The following is a 26,335-nucleotide window of genomic DNA, read 5'->3' as shown; positions in this document are numbered from 1 at the left end:
GCCCGGCCAGTTGCCCGCAACTTCACGTTATGTTTGGGACCGCGGTCACGGCGTCGGGGGATTTCTGCATCTTTTGCGGGGCCATGAGGCGAATGATGCAGGTACCGGGCATCAAAGCTTCGGACGCTCCGGGATGCCGTGCTGGCGAGCCCAGGCAGCGGCAGCGGTTCTGGACGTGACGCCGATCTTGGTAAAGATGTTCGCCAAGTGCCGTCCGGCTGTCTTTTCGGAGATCGTCAACGAGTCTGCGATCTGGCGATTGCTGGAACCGGAGAGTACGCAACTGAGCACTTCCACCTCACGGGACGTCAACCCACCCGGTTCCCCGGAGGTCTTTAGCCAGGAGATGTTGGCAGCGCCAAGCTGTGCGCGGATAGCGGCGGCAGTGGCCCGCTCCGCGTCCGCAGCACGGTGCTCGCCCATGGCCGCGTTGACGGAGGCAAGACGATCGTGGATTTCTGCCAGCTCATACCTCAGACGTTGCGATCTGTATGCCTGCGCGGCGGCCTCCAGCGCGGTCATCGCCTCAGGCCATCGGCGCTCAGCCATCAGGACGGAGCCGCGGGCATGGTGGGCGCGGCCCAGGAAGCCCGGGCTGCCGTAGCGAGACGCCGTCAGCTCAAGCTCCCGGCAGTAAATCTCGGCCGCTGCTGGATTTCCGGGCGCGAGCAGCTCCACCATCGGCAGCAGGAGCCATGCCCGTCCCAACGGTCCGCGTTCGGCCAAGGCTGCCCTGAGTGCGTCCGTGGCGGCCTCGGTCCGGCCTGCCTGTGCAAGGAGGAGTGCGGGGCCAGGCTGCGCGTCCACTCCCAGCTCGCGGGCCGACGCGAAAGCTGCGGCCGCACCCGCCGTATCACCGCGCCGTCGGCGGATCTCACCCAGCTCGCAGAAGCAGTCCGCGGCAATCCACCCGTGGGCATTTCTCAGGCGCTCGCCGAGCTCAGCGATCTCCGATTCCACCTGTGCCCAGTTGCCTTCGGCGCTCAGCAACTGGAGTTCGTGAACGCGAACGATGCCCGCGTACATGAAGGACGTGGAGAGCCCTGCGCACCACGTCGCCAAGGCATCCGTCCAAGCCCTCATCCGCGAATAATCAGCCATTTCGTAGCACAGGTGGATGACGGAGCAATAGATATCGCCACCCCATTCAGCGGGCACCTGCCCGGCCAGGACGGGAAGCATCGCTTCGTCAAGGTCCCGGAAGCCATTGCTTGCGTCACCGCTGCGTACGGCAGCCAGGCCGGACAACATCGAGGCGAAGCTCGCCAATTCCGGGGCCACCAGCCTGCGCGACAACTCTTTCAACTGCACGGAGGCCGACAACGCCGGTCCGGCGTCCCCTTCGAGGTAGATCGCGTCGTTTCCCTCGAGGTAAAGGAGATAGCCGTGCTCAACGGACTCCGGAAGACTCTCCAGCAGGAGGCGGGCACGGTTCAGCCATGCAGAGGACACGGCGATATTTCCGCGAAGTCCCCACTGCAGGGAAAGCATCAGGGCAGCTCTTGCGGCGGATTGGGCGTGCCCATCCGCAACCCTGCTGTGAAAGATGTCTTCGGACAGGGCCATGGAGCCCTGGACATCGCCGAGCCACCATTTGGAGCGTGCCAGGATTTCCTGGTCTTCCACACCGAGGGCCGCTTCGTTCGCAGCACGTTCCATGGCCCGACGCGCAGCGTCCCAGTCTCCGCGGGCAAACGCCTCGCGGGCTGCCATCAGCTGGTGCTGCACTGGAAACATTGGCGCTGGGGACATTGGCGTTGGGGACATGGGCTCTCCATGGGTCGGCACCAGCTTACTGCCGGAGGCGCAGGGAACGGGATGACCCTAGCCCCGGTTCCAGCCGTACTCGTTCTCCGGCCGGCCAGGAGTGCCGTACCGGGGCGCCCGGGTGACCGTACCGGCGTCGGCAAGGTATTCCAAGTACCGGCGGGCGGTGACGCGGGACATCCCCAGCGCGTCCATCACCTCACTTGCCGACACCGGCTGCCGGCCCGCCCGCACCAGGTCCTTCACCGATTCCAACGTCGAGCCGGAGAGCCCCTTGGGCAGTGGCAGATCGGTGGGAGCGCGAAGGCTGGCAAACGCCTGGTCAACGTCACTCTGCGACGCTCCGGCTTTGGAGATCCCGGACATCGAGCCCGCCAGCTGTTCGCGGAAGGTCCGGTAGCTGCTGAGCTTGTCCGCAAACGTGGCGTACGTGAAGGGCTTGATGAGGTACTGCACGACGCCGATGGACACGGCGCTGCGCACGATGGTCAGTTCCCGGACGGCAGTGATGGCGATGATGTCGGCAAAGACGCCCGCGGAACGCATTCGGCGGGCGACGTCCAGGCCGTGGAGGTCCGGCAAATTCATATCCAGCAGGACAAGGTCCACCGGGGAGCCCGACGCCGCGAATTCGCCCAGGATGCGCAAGGCCGACTGTCCATCCGGTGCCGTCCCCACCAGGGTGAAGCCGTCCAGGCGGCCAACGTAGACAGAGTGGGCGTCCGAGGCTATCGGCTCGTCTTCCACCACCAGGACGCGGATGTCTGTCATGCCTTCTCTTCCTCGGGAACCGGCGCCGGGAGCAGAACATGGAACTGTGCTCCACCGGGATTGCTGATGGTCATCGTACCGTTGAGCCGCTCCACAGCCTGACGCACCAAAGCGAGGCCAACGCCCCGGCCATGGGCGCCGCGCGGGTTTTCTTCCGGGGACTTTGTGCTGAAGCCGTACTGCAGGACGTCATCAATGGAGTCGGGATTGATGCCACTGCCCGTGTCCCGCACCGTAAATTCGACGGCGGCAGGTCCGGCTTCCACGTCCAGCTCCACCTTCCGTGGGAAGTCCCCGGCGGCCGCAGCATCAATTGCATTGTCCAGCAGGTTCCCAAGGATGGTCACCAGGTCCTGTATTTCCAAGCCCAGGACGCCGGAGCTCCCCGAGGTCCGCACCACCAATTCCACCCCGCGTTCGTGGGCTTCTGCCGCCTTCCCCATCACCAGCGCGCTCATCACTGGCTCATCCACGGACGCCACCATGTCGTCGGTGAGTTGCTGGCTGAGTTCAAGGTCCTTGGTGGCAAAGTCCAGGGCTTGCGGCGTGCGGCCCAGTTCCAACAGGGACACGATCATGTGCAGCCGGTTTGCATGCTCATGTGTCTGGGCGCGCAGGGCATCGGAGAGAGTCTTCATCGTCTGCAGTTCCGTGCCCAGGGACTCGATCTCAGTACGGTCGCGGATGGTAGCTACCGTGCCGTAGACAGCGGGTTTCTGTCGGCTGCGCTCAGGCACCGGCCCCACTGCGGGGGCCTGATTGACTACAAGGATCCGGGAACCGGTCAGGTGGATTTCGTCGTGAGCGGGCCTGCCGGATTCGAACAGCGCTCGCAGGCTGCCGTCGAAGGGAAGATCGGCGAGTTTCGGGGCGTCATCGGGGGACCGGTCGGCGTCGGAAGGCTCCACGCCCAGTAGCTCGGCGGCTTGGTCGTTGTACATCACCGCCTTGCCGTGAGTGTCAATCAGAATCACGCCTTCGCGGACAGAGTGCAGGACCGACTCGTAGTATGCGAACAGCTGCGCCAATTGCTCCGGGCCCCATCCGCGGGTGACCGAGCGAAGGTATCGGCCTAACAGCCACGAGGCGACCGATCCGAAGAACAGGACCACCAAGGCGATTCCGCCAATCACCCCCAGCCTTTCGGTAACGTCGGTGTCCACTGTGCGGACCGTGACTCCGGCAGCCACCAAGGCCTTGACGTTTCCGCCGATGTCCTTGACGGGAGCGATGGTTCGGACTGAGGGGCCCAGGGTTCCTGCGGTCACTTCCGTGAAGGTTTCGCCGCCGAGAGCGGGCTCAATCGTCCCGATATAGGGCTTGCCCAGTTCCTCGGTCCGGGGATGGGTCCAGCGTGTCCTGTCCGGCGCCATGATGGTGATGAAGTCGGCGTCGGCGTCGTCCATGACTTCCCGCGCATATGGCTGGAGGATGGCAGAAGGATCAGTCGTCGACGCCGCCTCCAGGACCAGGGGATTGTTGGCGAGGGAGGTGGCGATTGCCTGCATCCTGCCGCCGGCCTCGTCGTAGGCCCGGTCCCTGGCTTCCACCACGGAGAACGCACCGAAGACCGCCGTCAGTACCAGGACGAACAGCAGGTTCGCCACGAACAAGCGGCGGGCGATGCTCCAGCTGTGAAACACGTGGGCCTCCCATGACCAATATGACCGCAACGGTGATGTGTGTCACCAACAGCTCAATGATGGATATCACACAAGGGCAGCGGATTGGACATCAGTGCAGGACCGCAGCGCCTTACACAGTATCCAGAAGGAGAATCCCATGACCTCTCAACGAGGAGAGTCGGCAGTAGCCGCCAAAGGTGGACGCAAGGGGCTCGACAAGTCGCATTACCTGTACATCGCGGTCATCCTGGCCGTAGTGCTCGGCGCCGTGGTCGGCCTGATGTTCCCCGAAGTCGGCAAATCCCTCAAGCCGCTCGGTGACGGCTTCATCAAGCTCATCAAGATGATGATTGCTCCGGTCATCTTCTGCACCATCGTCCTGGGCATCGGCTCCATCGCCAAAGCCGCAACCGTTGGCAAGGTGGGAGGGCTGGCGCTGGGCTACTTCGTGGCAATGTCCACCTTTGCCCTCGCCATCGGCCTGGTGGTCGGCAACCTGATCCACCCGGGAGAGGGTCTCAAGCTGACCCCGTACGATCCCACCAAGAAGGCCGATACCAACAGCACCGTTGACTTCCTCTTGGGAATCATCCCCGGTGACATTCCGGTCCTGCCCACCCTTCTGGCTGCCATCCTGGTTGGCTTCGCACTGCAGAAGATGGGCAAGCAGGGTGCACCCATCCTCACCGCTATCGGTCACGGGCAGCGCCTCGTCTTCCGTATCCTCATCATGATCATGTGGCTGGCTCCGGTGGGCGCATTCGGTGCCATCGCCGCCGTCGTTGGTGCCACCGGCGCCCAGGCGATCCTCAGCATGTTCACCCTGATGCTGGCCTTCTACGTCACCTGCGCCTTGTTTATCGTGGTGATCCTGGGCACACTGCTCCGCGCAGTTGCCGGCGTGAACATCTTCAAGCTCATGAAGTACTTGGCCCGCGAGTACCTCCTGATCTTCTCCACCTCATCCTCCGAGGCTGCGCTGCCCCGCCTGATTGCCAAGATGGAGCATCTGGGTGTGTCCAAGCCGGTTGTCGGTGTCACTGTTCCCACGGGCTACTCCTTCAACCTCGACGGCACGGCTATCTACCTGACCATGGCATCGCTGTTCGTGGCCAACGCCATGGGCACGCCGTTGGATCTCGGTGCCCAGATCTCCCTCTTGGTCTTCATGATCATCGCTTCCAAGGGTGCTGCAGGCGTCACCGGTGCCGGGCTTGCAACCCTCGCCGCCGGCCTCCAGGCACACAAGCCGGAGCTTTTGGGAGGCGTGGGCATGATCGTAGGAATCGACCGCTTCATGTCCGAGGCACGTGCACTGACCAACTTCACAGGCAACGCAGTTGCCACGGTTCTGATAGGCACTTGGGTGAAGGAGATCGACAATGGCCAGGTAGAGCGTGTCCTTTCCGGCAGCGAGCCCTTCGATGAGCAGACCATGATTGCCCACGGGGGCGAAGAAGAGGCTGCTCCCGAAACTGAAAACCGCGAAAAGGTTACGGTCTAAGAGGACCCGCCCCACACGCTATGCAGTGAGGCGGAGGCCGGCACCCACAGGGTGCCGGCCTCCGCTGTTTCCGCGGCAGGACGATGCCAGCGATATAAACCTTCGACCTCAACCAGAGGGTCAAGGCTCAGGAATCGGCCAATGTCAAGTTCCCAAAATAACCGTGTCGGGCGCTGTAGCCTAAGGGGGTAGCAGCGCTGTCGCCGGGGGCGCAGCGGCAGGGAAGATCGTCGTCGAAAGAGTGGTTAGATACGTGAGCATCGAACGGGGAACAGCTACGCTGGAAGGCACCGAGCTCGATCTGGAAGACGCCATCATGGGGCCCACGGGCCGCCCTCACCGCGAATTCCCGGAACCCGCTCCACTGGCCTCCCACGGTCCGGCGAGAGTCATCGCCATGGTTAATCAAAAGGGTGGCGTGGGTAAAACCACCTCCACCATCAATCTGGCGGCTGCACTCGCCGAGTACGGCCGACGTGTCCTGTTGGTGGACTTTGACCCCCAAGGGGCGCTTTCCGCCGGCCTCGGGGCAAATCCGCACGAGCTCGACCTCACCGTCTACAACGTCCTGATGGACCGTAAGGTGAACATCCGCGATGCCATCCAGCAGACCGGTGTTGAAGGCGTTGACCTCCTGCCCGCCAACATTGACCTCTCCGCTGCCGAAGTCCAGCTCGTCAACGAGGTAGCCCGCGAGCAAGTCCTGGATCGCGCCCTCAAGAGCGTTGAGGACGACTACGACGTCGTATTGATCGATTGCCAGCCCTCGTTGGGCCTGCTGACCGTCAATGCTCTGACTGCAGCCCACGGCGTCATCATCCCGCTGATCTGCGAATTCTTCGCCTTGCGCGCCGTGGCGCTCCTGGTGGAAACCATCGAGAAAGTACAGGACCGCCTCAATCCGCGCCTTCAGGTGGACGGTGTCCTGGCCACCATGTATGACGCCCGCACCCTGCACAGCCGTGAAGTAATTTCGCGCCTGGTGGAGGCCTTCGGGGACAAGGTCTTTGAGACTGTCATCAAGCGTTCCATCAAGTTTGCTGATGCCACCGTGGCCGCCGAGCCCATCACCAGCTACGCCGGCAACCACATCGGCGCTGACGCGTACCGCCGCCTTGCCAAGGAACTGATCTCGCGCGGCGGCGCGCCCTAGCGGACGGTGGGACCGTCAATCGCCCCCACCGTTGAAGCGGATCCGGCCTTAGCCGTCCCGGCGGTAGCGCCCGACGCCGGTACTTCCGAAGCCCGTAAGGCCGGCTTCGAGGTACGGCTGGCTAACTTCACGGGTCCCTTTGACCTTTTGCTCGGCCTCATTTCCAAGCACAAGCTGGATATCACCGAGGTGGCGTTGGCCACCGTCACCGATGAATTCATCAAGTACATCAGGCGCCTCCAGGAGCTGGGGGAGGACTGGGCCCTGGATGAAGCCAGCGAATTTTTGGTGATCGCGGCAACGCTGCTGGACTTGAAGGCAGCCCGCCTCCTGCCGGCCGGTGAGGTAGAGGATGCCGAGGACATAGCGCTCCTCGAAGCGAGGGATCTGCTGTTCGCCCGGCTCTTGCAGTACAAGGCGTTCAAGCAGATCGCCGGAATCCTGGGCGAGAAACTGGAGCAGGAAGCCCGTCGGTATCCGCGGCAGGTTGCACTGGAAGGCCATTTCGCCGCGCTGCTTCCGGAACTGGTGTGGCGGCACACTCCGGAGCAGTTCGCGGAACTTGCTGCCAAAGCACTCAAACCGAAGGACTCCGCTCCTGCCGAGGTTGGCTTGGACCACCTCCATGCTCCGCCGGTCAGCGTCAAGGAACAAGCTGAAATCATGGGCTACCGCTTGAAGCTGGGCGCGCCGTTGTCGTTCCAGACGTTGATTGCCGACGCCGAAACCACCTTGGTGGTGGTTGCACGATTCCTGGCATTGCTGGAGATGTTCCGTGACCGCGTGGTTGCCTTCGAGCAACCCGGGCCGTTGGCTGAGCTGACGGTGCGGTGGACAGGTGATGATGCCGGCTGGGACAGTTCCAGCCTGAGCGAGGAGTACGAAGCCGGGGCAGAAGCCGGGGGAAGTGGGGGTGGCGCCAGTGAGTGAACAGGAAACGGTCCAGGATGGCCTGGCTGAACTGGAAGCGCTGCCCGGCGGTGCACGAGCAGCGTTGGAGGCAGTCCTCATGGTCATTGATGAGCCAGCCACCTCGGAAGAGCTGGCGGCCGGGCTCAACGTGACCGTCGCCGTCGTCGAGGATTTGCTGCAGGACCTGCAGCGGGAGTATAGCGGCTATACTGTTAAAGCCCCGGACGTGGATGCTGTCGGCTTTGCCGTTGCCAGTACTGCACCCCGGGGTTTTGAATTGCGGAACGTCGCCGGTGGGTGGCGGATCTATTCACGGTCGGATTTCGCCGACATCGTGGGGAGATTCGTCCTTGAAGGGCAGACCACCAGGCTTACTCAGGCAGCGCTTGAGACCCTGGCGGTCATTGCCTACCGGCAACCGGTCTCACGGGCCCGGGTGTCTGCCATTCGCGGCGTCAACGTCGATTCCGTGGTCCGGACTCTTACCCAACGTGGTTTGATCGAGGACTCCGGAAACGATCCCGAGTCGGGGGCCGTCCTTTATCGGACAACCTCGTACTTCCTGGAACGGATGGGCATTGGCTCGGTGGCTGAACTGCCACAGCTCTCGCCGCACCTCCCGGGTTTGGAAGGGATCGACGAGTACTACGACGCAAGCCGGATGTAGCCACGGCCCACACCGGCACAGCAATGCAACTTAATACTGATTCACGGCGCCTTACCAAGGTGCACAGCGACAAAGGGCAGACGATGTCTGCCCGGCTGGCTAGTGTTGATTTCAACACCAACTGCCGGCCATTACTACACAAGGACGGGTCATGACACAGGCGGGACGCCAGAGTTCACCACGTAACGGTTCGGGGCGCAACAGCACCGGACGCAATGAGGCCAAGGGCAGCGGCACGGGCCGCTCCAACGCCGGCGGCTTCTCCGGCCGCGGCGGCAGCGCCGGCGCTGGAAAGCGCAACTTCACCCAGGGCGAAGGCCGCCCCTTCAAGGCTTCGAAGCCGCGCGAAGCGGCACCCTTCGATCCTGACAACCCCACGACAGCGGGCGATTACGACCGCGGCCAGGCAGCCAGGCCCGCGAAGCCCTTCCGCAAGCCCGGCTCCAACAAGCCTGGCTTTGGCAAGGCACCCGGCACGCCGGGCGCCATCAAGCCCAAGGCGAAGCCGGCAAGGCAGTACGGATCGAAGGCCTTCGGCAGCGAACGCTTCGGCCAGAACCTGGGCCCCATCCGGAAGCCGGGCCGCAACCGGGGCCCCCGCCAGGAAGTCCCCCAGTCCGACCTTCACGATGTTGACGGCGTGCGCCTGCAAAAGGTCATGGCACAGGCTGGCGTGGCTTCGCGTCGCGTGTGTGAGGAAATGATCCTCGAAGGACGCGTTGAGGTTGACGGTGTGGTGACCACCGAACTTGGTATGCGCGTGGACCCTACGTCCGCAGTGATCCACGTTGATGGCATCCGCATCCAGCTCGACGAAACGCTCGTGTACATGGTCTTCAACAAGCCCAAGGGCGTCGTTTCCACCATGGAGGACCCCGAAGGCCGCCCCTGCATCAGCGACTTCCTCAAGAACAACAAGAACAAGGGTGAGCGCCTGTTCCACGTCGGCCGTCTCGATGTCGCCACTGAGGGACTGCTGCTGCTGACGAACGACGGCGAACTCGCCAACCGCCTGACGCACCCTTCCTATGAGGTACCCAAGACGTACCTGGTCCAGGTGCGTGGCCCGTTCCCGCAAGGGGTGGGCGCAAAGCTGAAGAACGGCGTCGAGCTCGAAGACGGCGTAGCTGCAGTTGACTCCTTCCGCTTGGTTGATTCCACCCCGGGCCACGTCCTGATCGAGGTCGTCCTGCACTCGGGCAAGAACCGCATTGTGCGCCGCATGTTCGACGCCGTCGGGTTCCCGGTGGAGCGTCTTGTCCGCGTCAAGGTAGGACCCATTGGCTTGGGCGACCAGCGCCAGGGCAGCATCCGCAACCTCGGCAGGCAGGAAGTCGGACACCTCCTGGCATCTGTGGGGCTCTAAGGCATGTCGGCATTCGGTACGCACGGCCGGGGCCATCTCGATGGCCCGGTCGTCGTTCTCGGCACAGGCTTGCTTGGGGCCAGTATTGGCCTCGGCTTGCGCGGACGGGGTGTCCCTGTTTTCCTTTTCGATCCTTCGCCCACCAACCAGGCGGTCGCGGTGGATATTGGTGCGGGACGGCCGTTAGGCGAGTTGGATGAAGAACCCCAGCTGGTAGTTGTCGCGGCCCCGCCGGACGTAACCGCCGACGTCGTGCAGAAGGCACTGGAGGACTACCCGTCCGCCGTCGTGGTTGATATTGCCAGCGTCAAGGCAGCCATCCAGGCGCAGCTGCGGGAACGTGGCGTGGACCTGACCCGCTATGTGGGTACGCATCCCATGGCAGGCAGGGAGAAATCCGGCCCGGTTGCGGCCAGGGGAGAGCTTTTCACCTCCATGCCCTGGGTTCTGTGCCCCTCTGAAGAAACTTCGGATGCGGCACTTCATGCTGCGGGTTCGCTTGCGGGGGATCTGGGAGCGATTGTTTCCCGCTTCACCGCGGACGAGCACGATGAGGCCGTGGCCTTGGTGTCCCATTTGCCACAGATCATGTCGTCGCTTCTGGCGAGCCGTCTGCAAGGCACGCCGCTGCATGCCCTCTCCTTGGCAGGAAACGGGCTTCGGGACACCACCCGTATCGCAGCCAGCGATCCCACCCTCTGGGTCCAGATCCTGGGTGGCAATGCCGAGAAGTTGGTTTCCATCCTGCATGGTGTGCGCGAGGACCTGAACCGTTTGATCGGTACCTTGGAAGCTCCTCTTGCTCCGGGGGCCCGGCTGGACCTTGCGCAACTGATCAGTGAGGGTAACGCAGGCCAGGCACGGATCCCCGGAAAGCACGGTGGGCCTCCTCAGGCGTACTCATGGCTGACCATCCTGGTGGACGATAAGCCTGGCCAGATCGCGCACCTCCTCACGGAGATCGGCGAGATCGGCGTGAACCTTGAAGACCTTCGGCTCGACCATTCGTCGGGACAAAACGTGGGCATGGTGGAGCTTTCCGTGCTTCCGAGCAAGCATGACCTCCTTGTTGAAGCTTTGACTGACCGTGGATGGCGGGTACTCCAGTAATGACGCGTGAATTTTTTGGCCCGGAGACAGTTGCCCGTCCCGGCAAGCCGCTCGTGATCGCGATCGACGGACCATCGGGATCCGGTAAATCCAGCGTCAGCAAGGAAGTTGCCCGGCGCTTGAAATTGGCGTACCTCGATACCGGTGCCATGTACCGGGCGCTGACGTGGTACTGCCTTAAGACCGGCGTTGACCTTCAGGATGGCGCAGCGGTGGAACAGGCTTCCAAAATCATGCCGCTGGAAATCAGCACCAGTACTGCCACCGAGTACGTGGCGGTTGACGGCACGGACATCACGGACGAAATCCGGGATCCTTTGATCTCTTCGTCCGTCAGTGCTGTCGCCACGACGCTCGGTGCCCGCACTGAGCTGATCCGCCGCCAGCGCGAGCTGATCGATCAGCACCACCGCCGCATGGTGGTGGAAGGACGCGACATCACCACCGTCGTCGTACCCAACGCCGAGGTTCGCATGCTGCTGACCGCCAGCGAGGAAGCCAGGCTGCGGCGTCGCGGGATCCAGCTGGGCGGCACGCAGACAAAAGAACAGCTCAACACCCAGGTGATCCAGCGTGACGCCAAGGACTCCACCGTTGTGAACTTCACCCAAGCGGCGGACGGCGTGGTGACGCTTGATTCCTCTGATCTGAACTTTGAGGAAACTGTCGAGACAGCCTTGGCGATCGTGAGCAAGGTTATCTATGGTGACTGAGTATCAGCTCCCCTCCGCACAGAGCAGGATGTGGAGCCGGCCGGTTGGTTGGTTCCTGGATCACGTGCTCTATCGGACCGTCGTGGTGGGCAAGAGCAACGTGCCCGCTGCCGGACCGGTGATTTTTGCGGCGAACCACATCAGCTTCCTGGACGGGCCTGTGATGTTCGGCGCGTCGCCGCGCCCTATGCATATCCTGGTCAAGAAAGAGATGTTCAAAGGTTTGTTGGGCGCCGTCCTGAGGGGATCCGGACAGATTCCGGTGGATCGCGCCGGTGACCGCACCGCCCTGCATATCGGCAAGAAACTGCTCGACGCCGGTCGCTGTGTAGGGATCCTCCCTGAGGGAACCCGGGGGAGCGGCTCGGCCGAAAACATCAGCAACGGAGTTGCCTGGCTGGCCCTTAACTCGGGAGCCACAGTGATCCCGGTGGCCATCCTCGGAACCCGCCAAGGTGATGAGCATCGCGACCATATCCCCAAACCCCGCCGCAAGCTCCATGTCAGCTTCGGTGAACCCATCACGGTGAAGCGCCGGAGGGGCGAACCCGGGCGTGTTTCAATGGACAGGGCGGCTGCGGAGATCCGTGATGCCCTGGCCGAACACGTTCAGGACGCCATCCGGGCCACAGGCCAGGGCCTTCCCCTGGAACCTGCGCCCGGAGAAACCACTTCGCAGCACCGCCATTCAGCAGTAGCCGGGACGCCGGCAGACCACCACTAAGGAAAGTGCAATGAGCGATACGACTCAAAAATCCGGCCTCCACGGAGCCGGCGACGACGAATACACGCCCACCGGCACCGACCAGGTGGCGGAAAACCTGGCGGCCCTGGACGATGACGAGGCCGAGCTCCGCGCGGCCACCCTCCGGGCCGGCCTGGACGATTACGATCTCGACGAAGAAGATGCCGCGCTGCTTAGTGGCGAGTACGGCGACGAAGGCGACGAAGGTCCCCTGAAGCTGGATCCGGTTCTGGCCATCATCGGCCGCCCCAATGTGGGCAAGTCCACGTTGGTGAACCGCATCTTGGGCCGCCGTGAAGCCGTAGTGGAGGACACCCCTGGTGTTACCCGCGACCGCGTCATGTACTCGGCCCGGTGGAATGGCCGCAACTTCACCCTGGTGGACACCGGTGGTTGGGAGCACGACGCCAAGGGCATTCACGCACGGGTTGCCGAGCAGGCTGAGATGGCCGTTGAGCTTGCTGACGCCGTTCTCTTTGTAGTGGACTCCGCCGTCGGCGCGACCGCCACTGACGAGGGCGTCATGAAAATGCTCCGCAAGAGCAAGAAGCCGGTCATCATGGTGGCCAACAAGGTGGATGACTTCGCCCAGGAGGCCGATTCCGCAACCCTTTGGGGCCTGGGCTTCGGCGAACCGTACCCGGTTTCTGCCCTCCACGGTCGCGGCGTCGCGGACCTCTTGGACCACGTCATGGACACCCTGCCCGAGTACTCCTTGGTGGACGGTGTGGAGCGTTCAGGCGGCCCGCGCCGTATCGCCCTGATCGGTCGCCCGAATGTGGGTAAGTCCTCGTTGCTGAACAAGCTCGCCGGCTCCGAGCGAGTTGTGGTGGATCCGCTGGCCGGCACCACGCGTGACCCGGTTGACGAGTTCATCGAACTTGGCGACCGCACGTGGCGCTTCGTGGATACCGCAGGTATCCGCCGCCGCCAGCACATGGCACAGGGTGCCGACTTCTACGCGTCGCTGCGTACGCAGGCCGCGCTCGAAAAGGCGGAGGTCGCCGTCGTTCTTCTTGCCGTGGACGAGGTCCTCAGCGAGCAGGATGTCCGCATCCTGCAGCTGGCCATTGAGTCCGGCCGTGCGCTGGTGCTCGCGTTCAATAAGTGGGACCTGCTGGACGACGAACGCCGCCGTTACCTGGAGCGTGAAATCGAGCAGGACCTTGCCCACGTGGAGTGGGCTCCGCGCGTGAACATCTCGGCAAAGACCGGCTGGCACAAAGACCGCCTGGTCCCCGCCCTGGACATCGCGCTGGAGAGCTGGGACCGTCGCATCCCCACAGGACGCCTCAACGCGTTCCTGGGCGAACTCGTGGCAGCGCACCCGCACCCGGTCCGTGGCGGAAAGCAGCCGCGCATCCTGTTCGGCACGCAGGCATCCAGCCGCCCGCCGAAGTTCGTGCTGTTCACCACCGGCTTCCTGGATCCCGGATACCGTCGCTTCATCACGCGTCGCCTCCGCGAAACGTTCGGCTTTGAGGGCACGCCCATCGAGGTCAACATGCGCGTACGTGAGAAGCGTGGCAAGAAGCGCTAAGTGAGACGGGCATCACAGCCCACTTTGGCTGTGATGGCGTCTCCGACCTCCAACTTCGTGTAAGCTTTTGGAGGTGGTTCGGCCGGACTGCTTAGGTGGGACTCCTCGGAGGAAAACTTAGGCGGAGAACGGTGGAACCAGCGGGCTGTAGCGCAGCTTGGTAGCGCACTTGACTGGGGGTCAAGGGGTCGCAGGTTCAAATCCTGTCAGCCCGACCATAAAGGCCGGAATCACGTGGAAACACGGGATTCCGGCCTTTGGTCGTTAACGCCCGACCAGCTCCCGGTCTCGTTCGCTGTGCCCGCCGTCGAAGCCCGGGGGATACGTACAAGACCGGGAACTGGTTAGATTTTCTGCAGCGCGCCGAGTGCTCTCACCAGCGGTTCAAGCTCAGGCACCGACTCCGCGGCCTCAAGGGCGGAGGCCAGAGTCTCGTCGTGGACCGGCGTTGCCGCCTCGAGAAGCTTTTGGCCGGCCAGTGTCAGCTCGGTGTAAATGCCTCGGCGGTCGTCGGCGCACAGGATCCGCGTGAGCAAACCCCGATCCTCGAGGCGATTGACCAAGCGAGTGGTGGCACTGCTGGATAGCGCCGTGGCGCGGGCCAGCTGCTGCATCCGCATGTGCCAGCCATCCTGTCGGCTCAGCGCATCCAGCACCGTGTACTCCACTACCGACAGGTCACTCGAGGCCTGGAGTGCCTTCTCCAGCTCCGCCTCGATGCTTCCGTGCAGGGCGGCAAGGGTTCGCCAACCCTGTGCCCGTACTTCTACGGCGTCATCCTTGATGCCCATGTCTGCTGTGCTCCTGCCTTGATGTCGTGTGAAACGCGACGCACTGCAAAGTAGCTTCTCGCGCAAGTATCTAGCGTGGGCAACTATATATAGAGCGTCTGCAACTATTATTCTACGGTTCCCGACGACGCACTTCCAGTCGGAACCGCCCATTGAAGGAGCTCCACATGCCCGCAGGGTTGATTGCCCTTGCTCTCGGCGGATTCGGCATCGGACTGACCGAATTCGTGATCATGTGCCTCTTGCCGGAAGTTGCCGCCGACTTCCAGGTCAGCGAGGCTTCGGCCGGCTGGTTTATCTCCGGCTATGCCCTCAGCGTTACCGTCGGCGCACTCCTGGTGACGGCAGCAGTCACCAGGCTGCCGCGCAAACCCGTCCTCATTGGTCTGCTCGTCCTGTTCATCGCCGGCAACTTCTTGTCTGCGGTTGCTGACAGTTACATGGCCATGATGATCGGCCGGATCATTGCAGCGCTCTGCCACGGCGCGTTCTTCGGTATCGGTTCCGTGGTGGCAGCGCGCCTTGTGCCTGCCCACAAGAATGCCGGGGCCATCGCCATCATGTTCACCGGACTCACCGCGGCCAACGTTCTGGGCGTTCCCTTCGGAACGCTGCTGGGCCAGCATTTCGGCTGGCGGTCAACCTTCTGGGCGATCACTGCCCTCGGAGTTGTAGCGCTGTTGGGTATTGCCCTGATGGTTCCCAAAGCCGCCACTGAAGCCGCCAAGGGCCTTCGCAGCGAGCTGGGAGCCTTCACATCCGGTCAAGTCTGGCTCTCCATCATCGTGACCATCCTGGGGTTTGGCGGCATGTTCGGTGGCAACTTCCTCGGGGGAAAAGCCGCCGACAAAGCCCTGGACAAGTCACTCATCGTCATCCTTGCCGGGCTGGTGGCGGTGCTGATCTTCTTCGCCCTCACAGCTTCGACCAGCATCGCCACCCTGGTGTCACTGGCGCTCATGGGCGGCTTCGGCTTTGCCACCGTTCCGAGACTTCAGATGCGCGTGATGCACTTTGCCTCCACAGCACCAACGCTGGCATCCGGCGGCCGCAGCGGCCAAACGTGGGGGAGTGGCGGCACCTGCTGTAACTCCCGACGTCGAACGCGAACCGCGCGAGGCGACCGTCGCCTGAGGCCGGGCTACAAGCCGGTCTACAAAATCGAAGAAGCCCGCCACGGATTTTCCGTGGCGGGCTTCTTCGCTCCTTATGCGTTGGGTGCAGTGTCCTGCTTTGCCGCTTCGGCGCTCTTGGCAGCTCTGACGCGTTGGTTCTCTGCTTGCCTGAGCACTTTCATTTGCTTGCCCCTGCGTCGCCACAGGGCCCAGAGAATAGTGACCGCAATGAAGACCACCACGGCGGCGACAGCGGAAATAGCCGTCCACGTGGTGAAGAATCCCGCATCCACGCTCAAGGTCCGCTGGCCTGCGTGGGCTGACTCCGTGCTGCCGAAGGCGATCCCGGCCGTGAGCAGGTTGGGCACGGCGATGGCGACGGCCACCAGGACGATAACAATTTTCCAGGGCCAGGACACTGCTTTGCGGGTGGCTTGCCACGCTACGAGGAGCGGAACGAACGTGAAGACGAAGCCGTAAAACATACCCACCAGGACGCTGGCTCCAAGGTCGCGCCGGATCTGTCCGGCGATGACATCGGACCACCAGCGGGGGAGGATGGCCCCGAGAATGAAGTATGCGGCCACAGCGACAAGTACTGCCACCAGGATCAGGATTATTTTTACGCCCCAATTGCGCTTTTTCTGAGCTGGTACTTGTACTTGTTCGGTCATGGGTCAATCATGGCAGAGACCCCATCAGGTGCAGGGGAAATGTGCCTATACTTTCAGCGGTGGCCATCAGCACAGGCCGCCGTCGAGGTTCGTAAATGTCCCGATGAAAGGCCACCAGTGAGCAATATTCCGGAAGAACTTTCCTACACCGCAGAACACGAATGGGTGACCGCTCCAGATGCCGACGGCGTAGTGCGCATTGGCATCACCGACTTCGCCCAGGACGCCTTGGGCGACGTCGTCTACGCCCAGATGCCCGAGCCTGGCACAAAAATCACGGGCAACGAGGTTGTCGGCGAAGTGGAGTCCACCAAAAGCGTCAGTGACATCTACGCTCCGGTGACCGGTGAAGTCACCAATCGAAATGACGCCCTGGACACTGATCCGGCTTTGATTAACTCCGACCCGTACGGCGAGGGATGGCTCATTGAAGTAAAGCTTGCAGAAGCTGATGCAGTGGATTCCCTGCTCAGTGCATCGGAGTACGAACAACAGGTAGGCTAAAGTTATCTGGCCCGTCAGGCTGCTTTCCTTAAACCGGAAAGCGGGACGGCGGGCCAGCAACCGATTTGCCCGGCGGTACCGGGAGGCGGAAGTGGCCGGCAGGTTTTGGAACTGCCGGCGGATGAGGAGGAAATTCCATGGTTGGCGGCGAACAGAATCAAGCCAATGTCGGGAACGGCGCGGAGGAACAGCCGACGTCGGAGACCACCTCGATCAGCATCACGCCAACGTGGGACGAGCCGAGCATTGCTCCCAAGTTGGCTCCTGAAGAACGTGCATCCGTAGACGCCCTTCCGCCGAACTCAGCGTTGCTCATTGCGCACAGCGGTCCCAACGCCGGAGCTCGTTTCCTGCTGGACGCGGACACCACAACAGCTGGGCGGCACCCGGATGCCGACATCTTCCTGGATGACGTCACAGTGTCCCGCAAGCATGTTCAGTTCATCCGGACTGCCTCGGGCTTCGAGCTGGTGGACATGGGGAGCCTCAACGGAACGTACGTCAACCACGACCGCGTCGACCGCGTGCAGCTGAAGAGCGGCAACGAGGTACAGATCGGCAAGTTCCGGTTGACCTACTACCTGAGCCCTGTTCGCGCAGCAGGCCAAGTCTGACGGGGTATCTGCCTGTGGCTATGGCCCAGCAGGACCGTCGCGGACCGCAGGTCCTGAATATCGGGGAGGTCCTTGCCCAGCTGAGCGACGACTTCCCAGGTATGACGGCGTCCAAGATCCGTTTCCTTGAGGAAAAAGGACTCATCAACCCCAAGAGGACTCCTGCCGGCTACAGGCAGTACGCAGACGGTGATGTCGAGCGGCTCCGTTTTGTCCTTGCGCTCCAGCGCGATCAGTACCTGCCGCTGAAGGTCATCAAGGACTATCTGGATGCCATCGACCGCGGTGAGAGGCCTGAAAATCTCCCTCCGGGTGTCACGGTGTCACCCAGGGTGGTCTCGGCGGAAATGGCAGCAGAGGTGCAAGGGCGTGCCCGCGCACTCACCGAAGACCAGCTTCGTGCCGAATCGGGTGCCAGCGTTCCTTTGCTCGAATCACTGCTGAGTTTCGGGCTGATCAGCCACGTGGGCGGCAAGTTCGACGAACACGCCCTCCAGGTGGCGCGGGCCTGTGTTCAGTTGGAAGGCCACGGCCTTGAGCCCCGGCATCTTCGCCCGTTCCAAGCTGCAGCTGAGCGGGAGTTCGGCCTGGTGGAGAGGGCCGTTGCGCCGTTGACATCGCGTCGGGATGCAGCGTCGCAGGCGCGGGCCGCGGAAGCTGCCCGTGAGATCAGCGACCTCTGCCTCACCCTGCACAGGGCCTTGGTGCACGACCGTATCTCCCGGATGGACAGCTGATGATCGAAGTTGAAATCGTCGGTGTCCGGATTGAACTGCCGTCCAATCAACCGCTGGTACTCCTTCGGGAGATCAACGGCGAGCGGCATGTTCCGATCTGGATCGGCACTCCTGAAGCCAGCGCCATCGCCTTGGCACAGCAGGGCGTTGTCCCGCCCCGGCCCATGACGCACGACCTCCTGGTGGATGTTGTTGAATCCCTGGGCCATTCCATCATCAGCGTGAATATCGTCGCTGTGGAGGACAACATCTTTTACGGGCAGCTGCAGTTGGACGACGGCACGGTAGTAAGTTCGCGCGCCTCGGACGCGTTGGCGCTGGCATTGCGCGCCAAGTGCCGCATCTGGTGTGCCGATGCTGTCATGGAGGAGGCCGGCGTTCGCATTACCGAGCATGATGAAGGCGAAGACTCGGAGCCGGATCCCGCCGTGGACGAAGAGCGCGAGATGCGCCGGTTCCGTGAGTTCCTGGACGACGTTGAACCGGAAGATTTCGAAGGCTGAGGCACCCTAAGCCTAAAGTTGAGGGTGAAACTTTCGACACGGCTGTATTTTGGGGCCAAGGTCTTTGACCTCGGAGCCTCACGGGCCTAACGTCGAAGTTATCAAGTTCCCGTTGCATACACTGCCTGCGCAAGTCACACTGGAAGGTGCGGACTTGCGGGAATTACACTGCTGCATTTCGCCGTTGTATCAGGGTATGCACCGTCCCCAAGGGAACTGAGAACAAGGAGGTCACGTGAGTCCGAAAGGCGAAGCAGGCGAGCTGAAGCAGTCCTCTGCCGGCATTGCTGCGCCCGCATCCGGCGCCCAAGGTTTGCTCTTCACGGAGGACCTTCCTGTGCTGGACGAGGACGCGGGCTACCGCGGTCCCACCGCATGCAAGGCTGCGGGCATCACCTATCGCCAGCTCGACTACTGGGCACGTACAGGCTTGGTTGAGCCTGCTGTCCGTGGCGCTGCCGGCTCCGGCTCCCAGCGTCTCTACGGCTTCCGTGACATCCTGGTTCTGAAAGTCGTCAAGCGGCTCCTTGATACCGGCGTATCCCTCCAGCAGATCCGCACGGCCGTGGAACATCTACGCGAGCGGGGCGTCGAAGACCTGGCACAGATCACGCTGATGAGCGATGGCGCCAGTGTCTACGAATGTACATCCGCGGACGAGGTCATCGACCTCGTTCAAGGCGGACAAGGCGTCTTCGGCATCGCTGTCGGACGCGTATGGCGGGAAGTGGAGGGGAGCCTGGCCGCGCTTCCGAGCGAGCATGCCGCGGAGCAGTCCTTTCCCGACGACGAACTGAGCAAACGGCGCGTTGCGCGCCGCATCGGCTAAACGCCGCACCACGGAATCTGAACCAAAGAGGAAAGGCTTCGACCCTCCAAGGGGTCGAAGCCTTTCCTCTTCTTCTATCCGTGCTTACGCGCAGGCTGTTGAGGCTCCCGGTTGTTGAGTCTTTCAGCGCTGGCGGCGGTCCCGCAACGAGGACTGTCCAGCCAAGAGGCTCTCGAGCAGGGCATCAAAGAGTTTGGCTGCGTTCTTGGCCGAGTCTCCGGGCCAGTGGTGGACCGAGTGCGCTGCACCTTGGATCTGCTGCCAGTTGGCCTGCTCCGGAATGTGCGGTGTGAGCAGTAGTTCGCCGAACATGGACTCCATTTCAGCCAAACGGAAGGTGTGCTCCGCAGACCCGGTGCGTACCCGGTTGGCCACGATCCCTGCCGGAGCCAGGTTAGGGGCGAACTCCTGCCGAAACAGCTGGATGGCCCGCATGGTGCGTTCAGTGCCGGCTACGGAGAAGAGGCCGGGCTCGGCTACGAGGACAACGCGGTCGCTTGCGCTCCACGCCATGCGCGTTAGTCCGTTCAAGGACGGTGGGCAGTCCACCAGGACGAGCTCGTAGTTAGTGGTGCCTGACAATACGGCTGAAAGCCGGCGAAGGTCACGCCGGCCCAAATCCGGGCGGTCATAGATTCCGGTGAAGGCCGAACCCACCGCGACGTCCAGGGTGCCGTTGCTTGAGCCGTTGGAAACCCAGCTGCTGCCGGCCACATTGCCCGCCAGGTTGGCTTTCCGGGGGCTTTTCAGCATCCGGCCGATGTCGAGTTTCCCGCCTGGCTGAACGCCGAGTGCCGTGGTGGCGTCGGCGTGAGGATCGAGGTCCACTACCAACGTGGAAATACCGGCTGCGAGGGCCGCGGACGCCAGACCGGTGGTCACGGACGTCTTTCCCACTCCACCCTTGAGGCTGCTGATGCTGACTACTTGCACTTGAAAACCCAAAACCTAACGCCGGTTGCCGTATCGCGCTGATTCGCTCCGGAAGCGCCGGAGCCGGGGCTTGCCGAAGCCCCCTCAACATCATATGGTGCATCGCGGTCGATTCCCGCTTTCTACGCGCCCGACCGCTGAGGATAAGCCCCGGGCAATAGCATGCCGTCGGATCGCGCGCACGTATATACAGTGCAGATGACGATTCCTTTGTGATGGTTGCCACAAAGATTTGTGTTTGATGCTGGCGGCACTACACACTGTGACCACCGACCGATCCACCCGCAATGATGCAGGAGAAGTATGTTTTCGAAAATTCTGGTGGCCAATCGCGGCGAAATCGCGATCAGGGCGTTTCGCGCTGGTTATGAACTGGGCGCCAAGACCGTAGCCGTCTTTCCGCATGAGGACCGTAACTCGATCCACCGGCAGAAGGCCGACGAAGCTTACCTGATCGGCGAGGTGGGCCATCCCGTCCGCGCCTACCTGGACGTAGAGGAGGTTGTCCGCGTCGCCAAAGAAGCCGGCGCTGACGCCATCTACCCCGGCTATGGCTTCCTCTCCGAGAACCCGGACCTGGCCCGTGCAGCCAAGGCAGCAGGCATTACCTTTGTGGGACCGCCCGCTGAGGTCCTGGAGCTGGCAGGAAACAAGGTTGCCGCCTTGGAAGCTGCCCGCAAGGCCGGCGTTCCTGTCCTGAAGTCGAGCAAGCCTTCCAAGGATCTTGACGAGCTCATCGCAGCAGCCGACGAGATCGGCTTCCCGATCTTCGCCAAGGCCGTCGCCGGCGGTGGCGGTCGCGGTATGCGGCGCGTGGAGACGCGCGAAGCCCTCCCCGAGGCGTTGCAGTCCGCCATGCGCGAAGCTGATGCTGCCTTCGGCGATCCCACCATGTTCCTTGAGCAGGCAGTGCTGCGTCCCCGTCACATCGAAGTGCAGATCCTGGCGGACGCCGAAGGGAACGTCATGCATCTCTTCGAGCGTGACTGTTCACTGCAGCGCCGCCACCAGAAAGTGGTGGAGATCGCTCCCGCGCCGAACCTGGATGAGAACATCCGCCAGGCTCTTTACCGCGATGCCGTTGCGTTCGCCAAGGCCTTGAACTATGTCAACGCCGGAACCGTGGAGTTCCTGGTGGACACGGAAGGGGAGCGGGCCGGACAGCACGTCTTCATCGAAATGAACCCCCGCATCCAGGTCGAGCACACCGTCACGGAGGAAATCACCGATGTCGACCTCGTGCAGGCACAGATGCGCATCGCTTCAGGGGAAACCCTCGCGGACTTGGGGCTGAGCCAGGACTCGGTGTTCATTAAGGGTGCTGCGCTGCAGTGCCGTATCACCACCGAGGACCCCTCCAACGGCTTCCGCCCTGACGTTGGAAAGATCACCGGCTACCGTTCTGCCGGCGGCGCCGGTGTCAGGCTCGACGGCGGTACGGTCTACTCGGGTGCCGAGATCAGCCCGCACTTCGACTCCATGCTGGTGAAGCTGACCTGCCGTGGCCGTGACTACCCTGCAGCCGTAGCCCGCGCACGTCGTGGTTTGGCTGAGTTCCGTATCCGTGGCGTGTCCACCAACATCCCCTTCCTGCAGGCGGTTCTTGCGGATCCGGACTTCAATGCCGGCAACGTGGCCACGGACTTCATCGACAAGCGCCCTGAACTGCTGAAATCGCACATCTCTGCAGACCGCGGCACCAAGTTGCTCACATGGTTGGCCGAGGTCACCGTGAACAAGCCAAACGGCGAACTCACAGTTCATTCGGACCCTGCCAGCAAGCTGCCCGCGATCGATGGCCCGGTTCCCACCTCGGGTTCGCGCCAGAAGCTGATCGAACTGGGGCCGGAGGGCTTCGCCAAGGCGCTGCGGGAGCAGCAGGCACTGGCAGTCACTGACACCACGTTCCGCGACGCCCACCAGTCACTGCTGGCAACGCGCGTCCGTACCCGCGATCTCGTAGCAGCAGGCCCGGCAGTGACGGCGCTGATGCCGGAGCTGCTTTCCGTGGAGGCCTGGGGCGGTGCAACGTACGACGTCGCGCTCCGCTTCCTCGGTGAGGACCCGTGGGACCGTCTGGCTGCCCTTCGCAAGGCCCTGCCGAATACCTGTATCCAGATGCTGCTCCGCGGACGCAACACCGTCGGATACACCCCATACCCGGAAGAAGTGACGGAGGCCTTCGTCAACGAGGCCGCCGCTACGGGCATCGACATCTTCCGTATTTTCGACGCCCTCAACGACGTCAACCAGATGGCCCCCGCCATTCGGGCCGTGCGTGCAACCGGGACTGCCGTCGCAGAAGTGGCCCTCTGCTACACGGGCAACCTCCTGGATCCGAACGAGGACCTGTACACCCTCGACTACTACTTGGACCTGGCCCAGAAGATCGTCGACGCCGGTGCCCACATCCTTGCCATCAAGGACATGGCTGGCCTCCTGCGTCCGGCTGCTGCTGCGAAGCTGGTGGCTGCCCTGCGCGAGCGCTTCGACCTGCCCGTGCACCTGCACACGCACGACACCGCGGGTGGGCAGCTGGCCACCTTGCTGGCGGCTGTTGACGCCGGGGTGGACGCCGTTGACGTGGCAGCCGCGTCCCTGGCCGGCACCACAAGCCAACCTGCCGCGTCTGCATTGGTCGCAGCCTTGGCCAACACGCCCCGCGATACCGGCCTTAGCTTGGCCAACGTTGGCGCACTGGAGCCTTACTGGGAAGCTGTGCGGCGTGTCTACGCTCCCTTCGAATCCGGTCTGCCGGGCCCCACAGGGCGCGTCTACCAGCACGAAATCCCGGGCGGCCAGTTGTCGAACCTTCGCCAGCAGGCCATCGCCTTGGGACTCGGGGAGCAGTTCGAGGCCATCGAGGACATGTACACCGCGGCTGACCGCATCCTGGGTCGCCTGGTGAAGGTCACGCCGTCCTCCAAGGTGGTGGGCGATCTCGCTTTGCACCTGGTGGGACTTAACGCTGATCCCGCGGACTTCAACGAGAACCCGCAGAACTATGACATCCCGGACTCCGTCATCGGCTTCCTCTCCGGCGAACTCGGAGATCCTCCCGGAGGCTGGCCCGAGCCGTTCCGCACTAAGGCCCTTCAGGGCCGCAGCGTCAAGGTGCGCGACGTCGACATCAGCGCCGAGGACAGCGCAGCGCTCAAGGGTGACTCCAAGACACGACAGCACACGCTGAACCGTTTGCTGTTCGCCGGACCCACCAAGGACTACCTGAAGAGCGTTGATACGTACGGCAACATTTCCGTGCTGGACACCCGTGACTACCTCTACGGCCTGCAGCAGGGCGCAGAGCACGTCATCGAGTTGGAGAAGGGCGTCCGCCTCATTGCCCAGCTTGAGGCTGTCTCGGAAGCCGACGAGAAGGGCATGCGCACGGTCATGTGCACGCTCAACGGGCAGTCCCGGCCCGTGGTTGTCCGTGATCGCTCGGTGGTCAGCAACGTCAAGGCAGCGGAGAAGGCAGACCCGGCACAGCCTGGCCAGGTTGCCGCGCCGTTTGCCGGCGCAGTTACCGTCACGGTCAAGGTGGGCGATACCGTCAACGCCGGCGATACCGTTGCCACCATTGAGGCGATGAAGATGGAAGCTTCCATCACGACGCCGGTTGCGGGCACGGTTTCGCGCCTCGCCATTTCCTCGGTAGAGCAGGTCCAGGGCGGCGATTTGCTGCTGGTGATCGGCTAGCCATCCACATAAAGAAGTACCCCGTCCGGAAGAATCCGGACGGGGTACTTTTTTGTGATTATTGGTGGCTACGAAGCGCGGGGTGCGGCGTACATTTCCTCGATGACTGCGTCGAAGTCCTTCATGACTTGTGCACGCTTGACCTTGAGGGATGGCGTCAGATGACCGGAGGCTTCAGTAAAGTCCGCAGGGACAATCCTGAAGGACTTGATGGCCTCCGCCTGGGACACGGTCTGGTTGGCCTTGCTGATGAGCTCCTGGACTGCAGCCTTGACCACGGCATGGTCCGTGGCCTCGGCAAGCGTTGTGCTGGCGGGCAGTCCGTGGCGGTCCAGCCAGCCCGGAAGCGCTTCTTCGTCCAGCGTGACCAGGGCGCCGATAAACGGACGGTTATCGCCCACCACCAGCACCTGGGAAACCAACGCATCCGCGCGGATCTGGTCCTCCAACAGGGCAGGAACCACATTCTTTCCGCCTGCGGTGACGATGATTTCCTTCTTGCGGCCAGTGATCTTGAGGAATCCGTTGCTGTCGAGTTCGCCGATATCCCCCGTGCGGAACCATCCGTCAACGAACGTTTCGTCTGTGAGGTCTTCCCGCTTGTAGTAGCCACGCATGACGCAGACACCCTTGGCGAGGATTTCTCCGTCGTCGGCAATCTTGACTGAGTTTCCCGGAAGGGGGGCGCCTACCGTGCCGATCCTGATCATGGACGGGGTGTTCACGGTAATGGGCGCTGTGGTCTCTGTCAGGCCATAGCCCTCCAGGATCTGCAGGCCAATGCCTTGGAAGAAGTGGCCCAGGCGTTCGCCCAACGGACCGCCTCCGGAGACGGCATGGGCAACATGGCCGCCCATGGCCGCACGGAGCTTCCCGTAGACAAGTTTGTCGAACACGGCATGCTTGAGCTTGAGGCCAAGCCCCAGGGAACCGGACTCGCGTGCCTTGGAGTAGGCGATCGCAGTGTCCACTGCCCGGTGGAAAATGGCGCCCTTGCCGCCGTCCTCAGCCTTGGTCAGTGCAGAGTTGTACACCTTCTCGAAGACCCGGGGTACGGCCAGAATGAACGTCGGCTGGAAGCTCTGGAGGTCGGCCAACAGATGCTTGATATCCGGGGTGTGTGCCACCTTGACGCCGCCGGCCACGGCCAGCACGGAAATGAAGCGTGCGAAAACGTGCGCCAGGGGGAGGAACATGATGGTCTTGCCGGACTCGTTGATGATCTCAGGCAAGGATGCGCGGGCGTTTTCGGAGAGTTCCACGAAGTTGCCGTGGGTCAGTTCGCAGCCTTTGGGCCTGCCCGTGGTGCCGGAGGTGTAGATGATTGTGGCGAGATCCTTCAGGCCGGCCGAGGAACGGCGGGACTCGAGCTCGTCGTCGGGGACACCGGCGCCTGCTGCCCGCAGGGCGTCCAGTCCGGCGCCCTCAAGCTGCCAGACGTTGGCAACTGACGTGATGTCCTCTGCGGCGACAGCCTGCCGAATCACGTCTTCGTGGTGCGCTGCTTCGCCGAAGGCGGCCACAGCACCTGAGTCACCCAGGTTCCATGCCACCTGGGAAGGCGACGACGTTTCGTAGATCGGGACGGAGACGGCTCCGGCAAACCAGATGGCAAAGTCCACAAGGGACCATTCGTACCGCGTGCGGGACATGATGCCCACGCGGTCGCCGGCGGCAACACCACTGGCAATGAGGCCCTTCGCCAAGGCCCTCACGTCCTCGAGGAAGTCCTTGGCACGGATGTCCTGCCACTGCCCATTTCCGTCCAGCTTGGAGAAAAGCGCAGGGTTGGATGCTTTTTCTGCCTCTCGGATCACGAGGTCCGTGATGTTGGTTTCCGGGGCGATGTTGACGAGGGGAGGAACACTGATTTCACGCACGGTAGCTCCTTTGATATCCACGGGCCACGAGGGGCTGCTTCCACTCTAGTATGCCCGCTCGCGGAGGTGTGTTCTATTTCACCTACTGGCGAGTAACTTTACGGATCCACCGTCATTTCAAGCAACTCGGCTCCATCCGTGCCGTCCGATGCGGGTGCTGCTCCGCCCTGCGGAATAGGATGA

At 62.8% G+C, this 26,335-nt stretch carries 21 protein-coding genes, 1 tRNA gene and 1 pseudogene; 17 read left to right on the top strand and 6 right to left on the bottom strand.

What is annotated here, in order from left to right; genetic code table 11:
- Nucleotides 1–111 precede the first annotated feature (111 nt).
- Genes J3A64_RS10075 through J3A64_RS10065 form a run of 3 tightly spaced genes read right to left on the bottom strand, consistent with a single transcriptional unit; the run spans nt 112 to nt 4,181 of the window.
- The gene (locus tag J3A64_RS10075; protein WP_210064225.1) at nt 112–1,767 is read right to left on the bottom strand and encodes a helix-turn-helix transcriptional regulator; all 1,656 of its coding nucleotides are present in this window, start codon (nt 1,765–1,767) and stop codon (nt 112–114) included.
- Between the two features lie 57 nt (nt 1,768–1,824).
- Nucleotides 1,825–2,538 carry a response regulator gene (locus J3A64_RS10070; protein WP_011774374.1) on the bottom strand — a complete coding sequence of 238 codons (714 nt, stop codon included), beginning with the start codon at nt 2,536–2,538 and terminating at the stop codon, nt 1,825–1,827.
- Nucleotides 2,535–4,181 (bottom strand): sensor histidine kinase, encoded by a 1,647-nt coding sequence (locus tag J3A64_RS10065; protein WP_210064224.1) that lies wholly within the window; start codon nt 4,179–4,181, stop codon nt 2,535–2,537. Before J3A64_RS10065 ends, J3A64_RS10070 begins: the two co-directional genes overlap by 4 nt.
- A 139-nt stretch (nt 4,182–4,320) precedes the next feature.
- Here J3A64_RS10065 and J3A64_RS10060 point away from each other — a divergent pair, with 139 nt between their 5' ends.
- The 10 genes from J3A64_RS10060 to J3A64_RS10015 all read left to right on the top strand — a co-directional run bounded on the left by J3A64_RS10060 (nt 4,321) and on the right by J3A64_RS10015 (nt 14,091).
- On the top strand, nt 4,321–5,667 hold the full coding sequence (locus tag J3A64_RS10060; protein ID WP_011774376.1) for a C4-dicarboxylate transporter DctA: 1,347 nt from the start codon (nt 4,321–4,323) through the stop codon (nt 5,665–5,667).
- Nucleotides 5,668–5,920: 253 nt separating this feature from the next.
- A complete protein-coding gene (locus J3A64_RS10055) occupies nt 5,921–6,820 on the top strand; it encodes a ParA family protein (RefSeq protein ID WP_011774377.1) in 900 nt (299 codons plus the stop codon).
- A gap of 6 nt (nt 6,821–6,826) precedes the next feature.
- The gene (locus J3A64_RS10050) at nt 6,827–7,750 is read left to right on the top strand and encodes a ScpA family protein (RefSeq protein ID WP_011774378.1); all 924 of its coding nucleotides are present in this window, start codon (nt 6,827–6,829) and stop codon (nt 7,748–7,750) included.
- Entirely contained in the window at nt 7,743–8,399 is a 657-nt protein-coding gene (locus J3A64_RS10045) for an SMC-Scp complex subunit ScpB (protein ID WP_011774380.1), read from the top strand. Before J3A64_RS10050 ends, J3A64_RS10045 begins: the two co-directional genes overlap by 8 nt.
- Nucleotides 8,400–8,550: 151 nt before the next feature.
- Entirely contained in the window at nt 8,551–9,765 is a 1,215-nt protein-coding gene (locus J3A64_RS10040) for a pseudouridine synthase (protein WP_210064223.1), read from the top strand.
- Between the two features lie 3 nt (nt 9,766–9,768).
- Nucleotides 9,769–10,875 carry a prephenate dehydrogenase gene (locus J3A64_RS10035; RefSeq protein WP_014921345.1) on the top strand — a complete coding sequence of 369 codons (1,107 nt, stop codon included), beginning with the start codon at nt 9,769–9,771 and terminating at the stop codon, nt 10,873–10,875.
- Nucleotides 10,875–11,588: a (d)CMP kinase gene (gene cmk, locus J3A64_RS10030; protein ID WP_011774383.1), complete on the top strand. Its 714-nt coding sequence runs from the start codon at nt 10,875–10,877 to the stop codon at nt 11,586–11,588. The genes J3A64_RS10035 and cmk overlap by 1 nt, the downstream gene beginning before the upstream one ends.
- A 28-nt stretch (nt 11,589–11,616) precedes the next feature.
- Nucleotides 11,617–12,312 carry a 1-acyl-sn-glycerol-3-phosphate acyltransferase gene (locus tag J3A64_RS10025; protein ID WP_210066119.1) on the top strand — a complete coding sequence of 232 codons (696 nt, stop codon included), beginning with the start codon at nt 11,617–11,619 and terminating at the stop codon, nt 12,310–12,312.
- 10 nt (nt 12,313–12,322) lie between these two features.
- On the top strand, nt 12,323–13,873 hold the full coding sequence (der, locus tag J3A64_RS10020; protein ID WP_014921348.1) for a ribosome biogenesis GTPase Der: 1,551 nt from the start codon (nt 12,323–12,325) through the stop codon (nt 13,871–13,873).
- 141 nt (nt 13,874–14,014) lie between these two features.
- Nucleotides 14,015–14,091 (top strand) — tRNA-Pro (locus J3A64_RS10015).
- A gap of 126 nt (nt 14,092–14,217) precedes the next feature.
- On the opposite strand, the gene J3A64_RS10010 is transcribed toward J3A64_RS10015, so the two are convergent.
- Nucleotides 14,218–14,664: a MarR family winged helix-turn-helix transcriptional regulator gene (locus tag J3A64_RS10010; RefSeq protein ID WP_014921349.1), complete on the bottom strand. Its 447-nt coding sequence runs from the start codon at nt 14,662–14,664 to the stop codon at nt 14,218–14,220.
- Nucleotides 14,665–14,831: 167 nt separating this feature from the next.
- Between J3A64_RS10010 and J3A64_RS10005 the strand changes: the two are divergent.
- The 6 genes and pseudogenes from J3A64_RS10005 to J3A64_RS09975 all read left to right on the top strand — a co-directional run.
- A pseudogene (locus J3A64_RS10005) lies at nt 14,832–15,722 on the top strand (MFS transporter); the annotation flags it as partial.
- 848 nt (nt 15,723–16,570) lie between these two features.
- Complete coding sequence (gene gcvH / locus J3A64_RS09995; RefSeq protein WP_011774387.1) at nt 16,571–16,957, top strand: glycine cleavage system protein GcvH; 387 nt, start codon at nt 16,571–16,573, stop codon at nt 16,955–16,957.
- A 137-nt stretch (nt 16,958–17,094) separates the two neighbouring features.
- Entirely contained in the window at nt 17,095–17,571 is a 477-nt protein-coding gene (locus tag J3A64_RS09990) for an FHA domain-containing protein (protein ID WP_011774388.1), read from the top strand.
- A 20-nt stretch (nt 17,572–17,591) separates the two neighbouring features.
- Entirely contained in the window at nt 17,592–18,308 is a 717-nt protein-coding gene (locus J3A64_RS09985) for a MerR family transcriptional regulator (RefSeq protein ID WP_011774389.1), read from the top strand.
- Entirely contained in the window at nt 18,308–18,811 is a 504-nt protein-coding gene (locus J3A64_RS09980; protein WP_011774390.1) for a bifunctional nuclease family protein, read from the top strand. Before J3A64_RS09985 ends, J3A64_RS09980 begins: the two co-directional genes overlap by 1 nt.
- Before the next feature lie 235 nt (nt 18,812–19,046).
- Nucleotides 19,047–19,640: a MerR family transcriptional regulator gene (locus J3A64_RS09975; protein ID WP_011774391.1), complete on the top strand. Its 594-nt coding sequence runs from the start codon at nt 19,047–19,049 to the stop codon at nt 19,638–19,640.
- A 123-nt stretch (nt 19,641–19,763) separates the two neighbouring features.
- On the opposite strand, the gene J3A64_RS09970 is transcribed toward J3A64_RS09975, so the two are convergent.
- Nucleotides 19,764–20,573 (bottom strand): ParA family protein, encoded by an 810-nt coding sequence (locus J3A64_RS09970; protein WP_014921351.1) that lies wholly within the window; start codon nt 20,571–20,573, stop codon nt 19,764–19,766.
- Between the two features lie 303 nt (nt 20,574–20,876).
- On the opposite strand from J3A64_RS09970, the gene J3A64_RS09965 reads away from it, so the two are divergent.
- Nucleotides 20,877–24,272, top strand: coding sequence for a pyruvate carboxylase (locus tag J3A64_RS09965; RefSeq protein ID WP_014921352.1), 3,396 nt, complete (start codon nt 20,877–20,879; stop codon nt 24,270–24,272).
- A 68-nt stretch (nt 24,273–24,340) separates the two neighbouring features.
- On the opposite strand, the gene J3A64_RS09960 is transcribed toward J3A64_RS09965, so the two are convergent.
- Nucleotides 24,341–26,152, bottom strand: a complete 1,812-nt coding sequence (locus J3A64_RS09960) for a long-chain fatty acid--CoA ligase (RefSeq protein ID WP_210064222.1) — start codon at nt 26,150–26,152, stop codon at nt 24,341–24,343.
- Nucleotides 26,153–26,335 lie beyond the last annotated feature (183 nt).

Origin of the sequence: Pseudarthrobacter sp. PvP004, from assembly GCF_017876035.1 — a bacterium.
GTDB lineage: Bacteria > Actinomycetota > Actinomycetes > Actinomycetales > Micrococcaceae > Arthrobacter > Arthrobacter aurescens_A.
The sequence above is the reverse complement of the archived record's forward strand: the minus strand, read 5'-3'. Positions and strand labels throughout refer to the sequence as shown.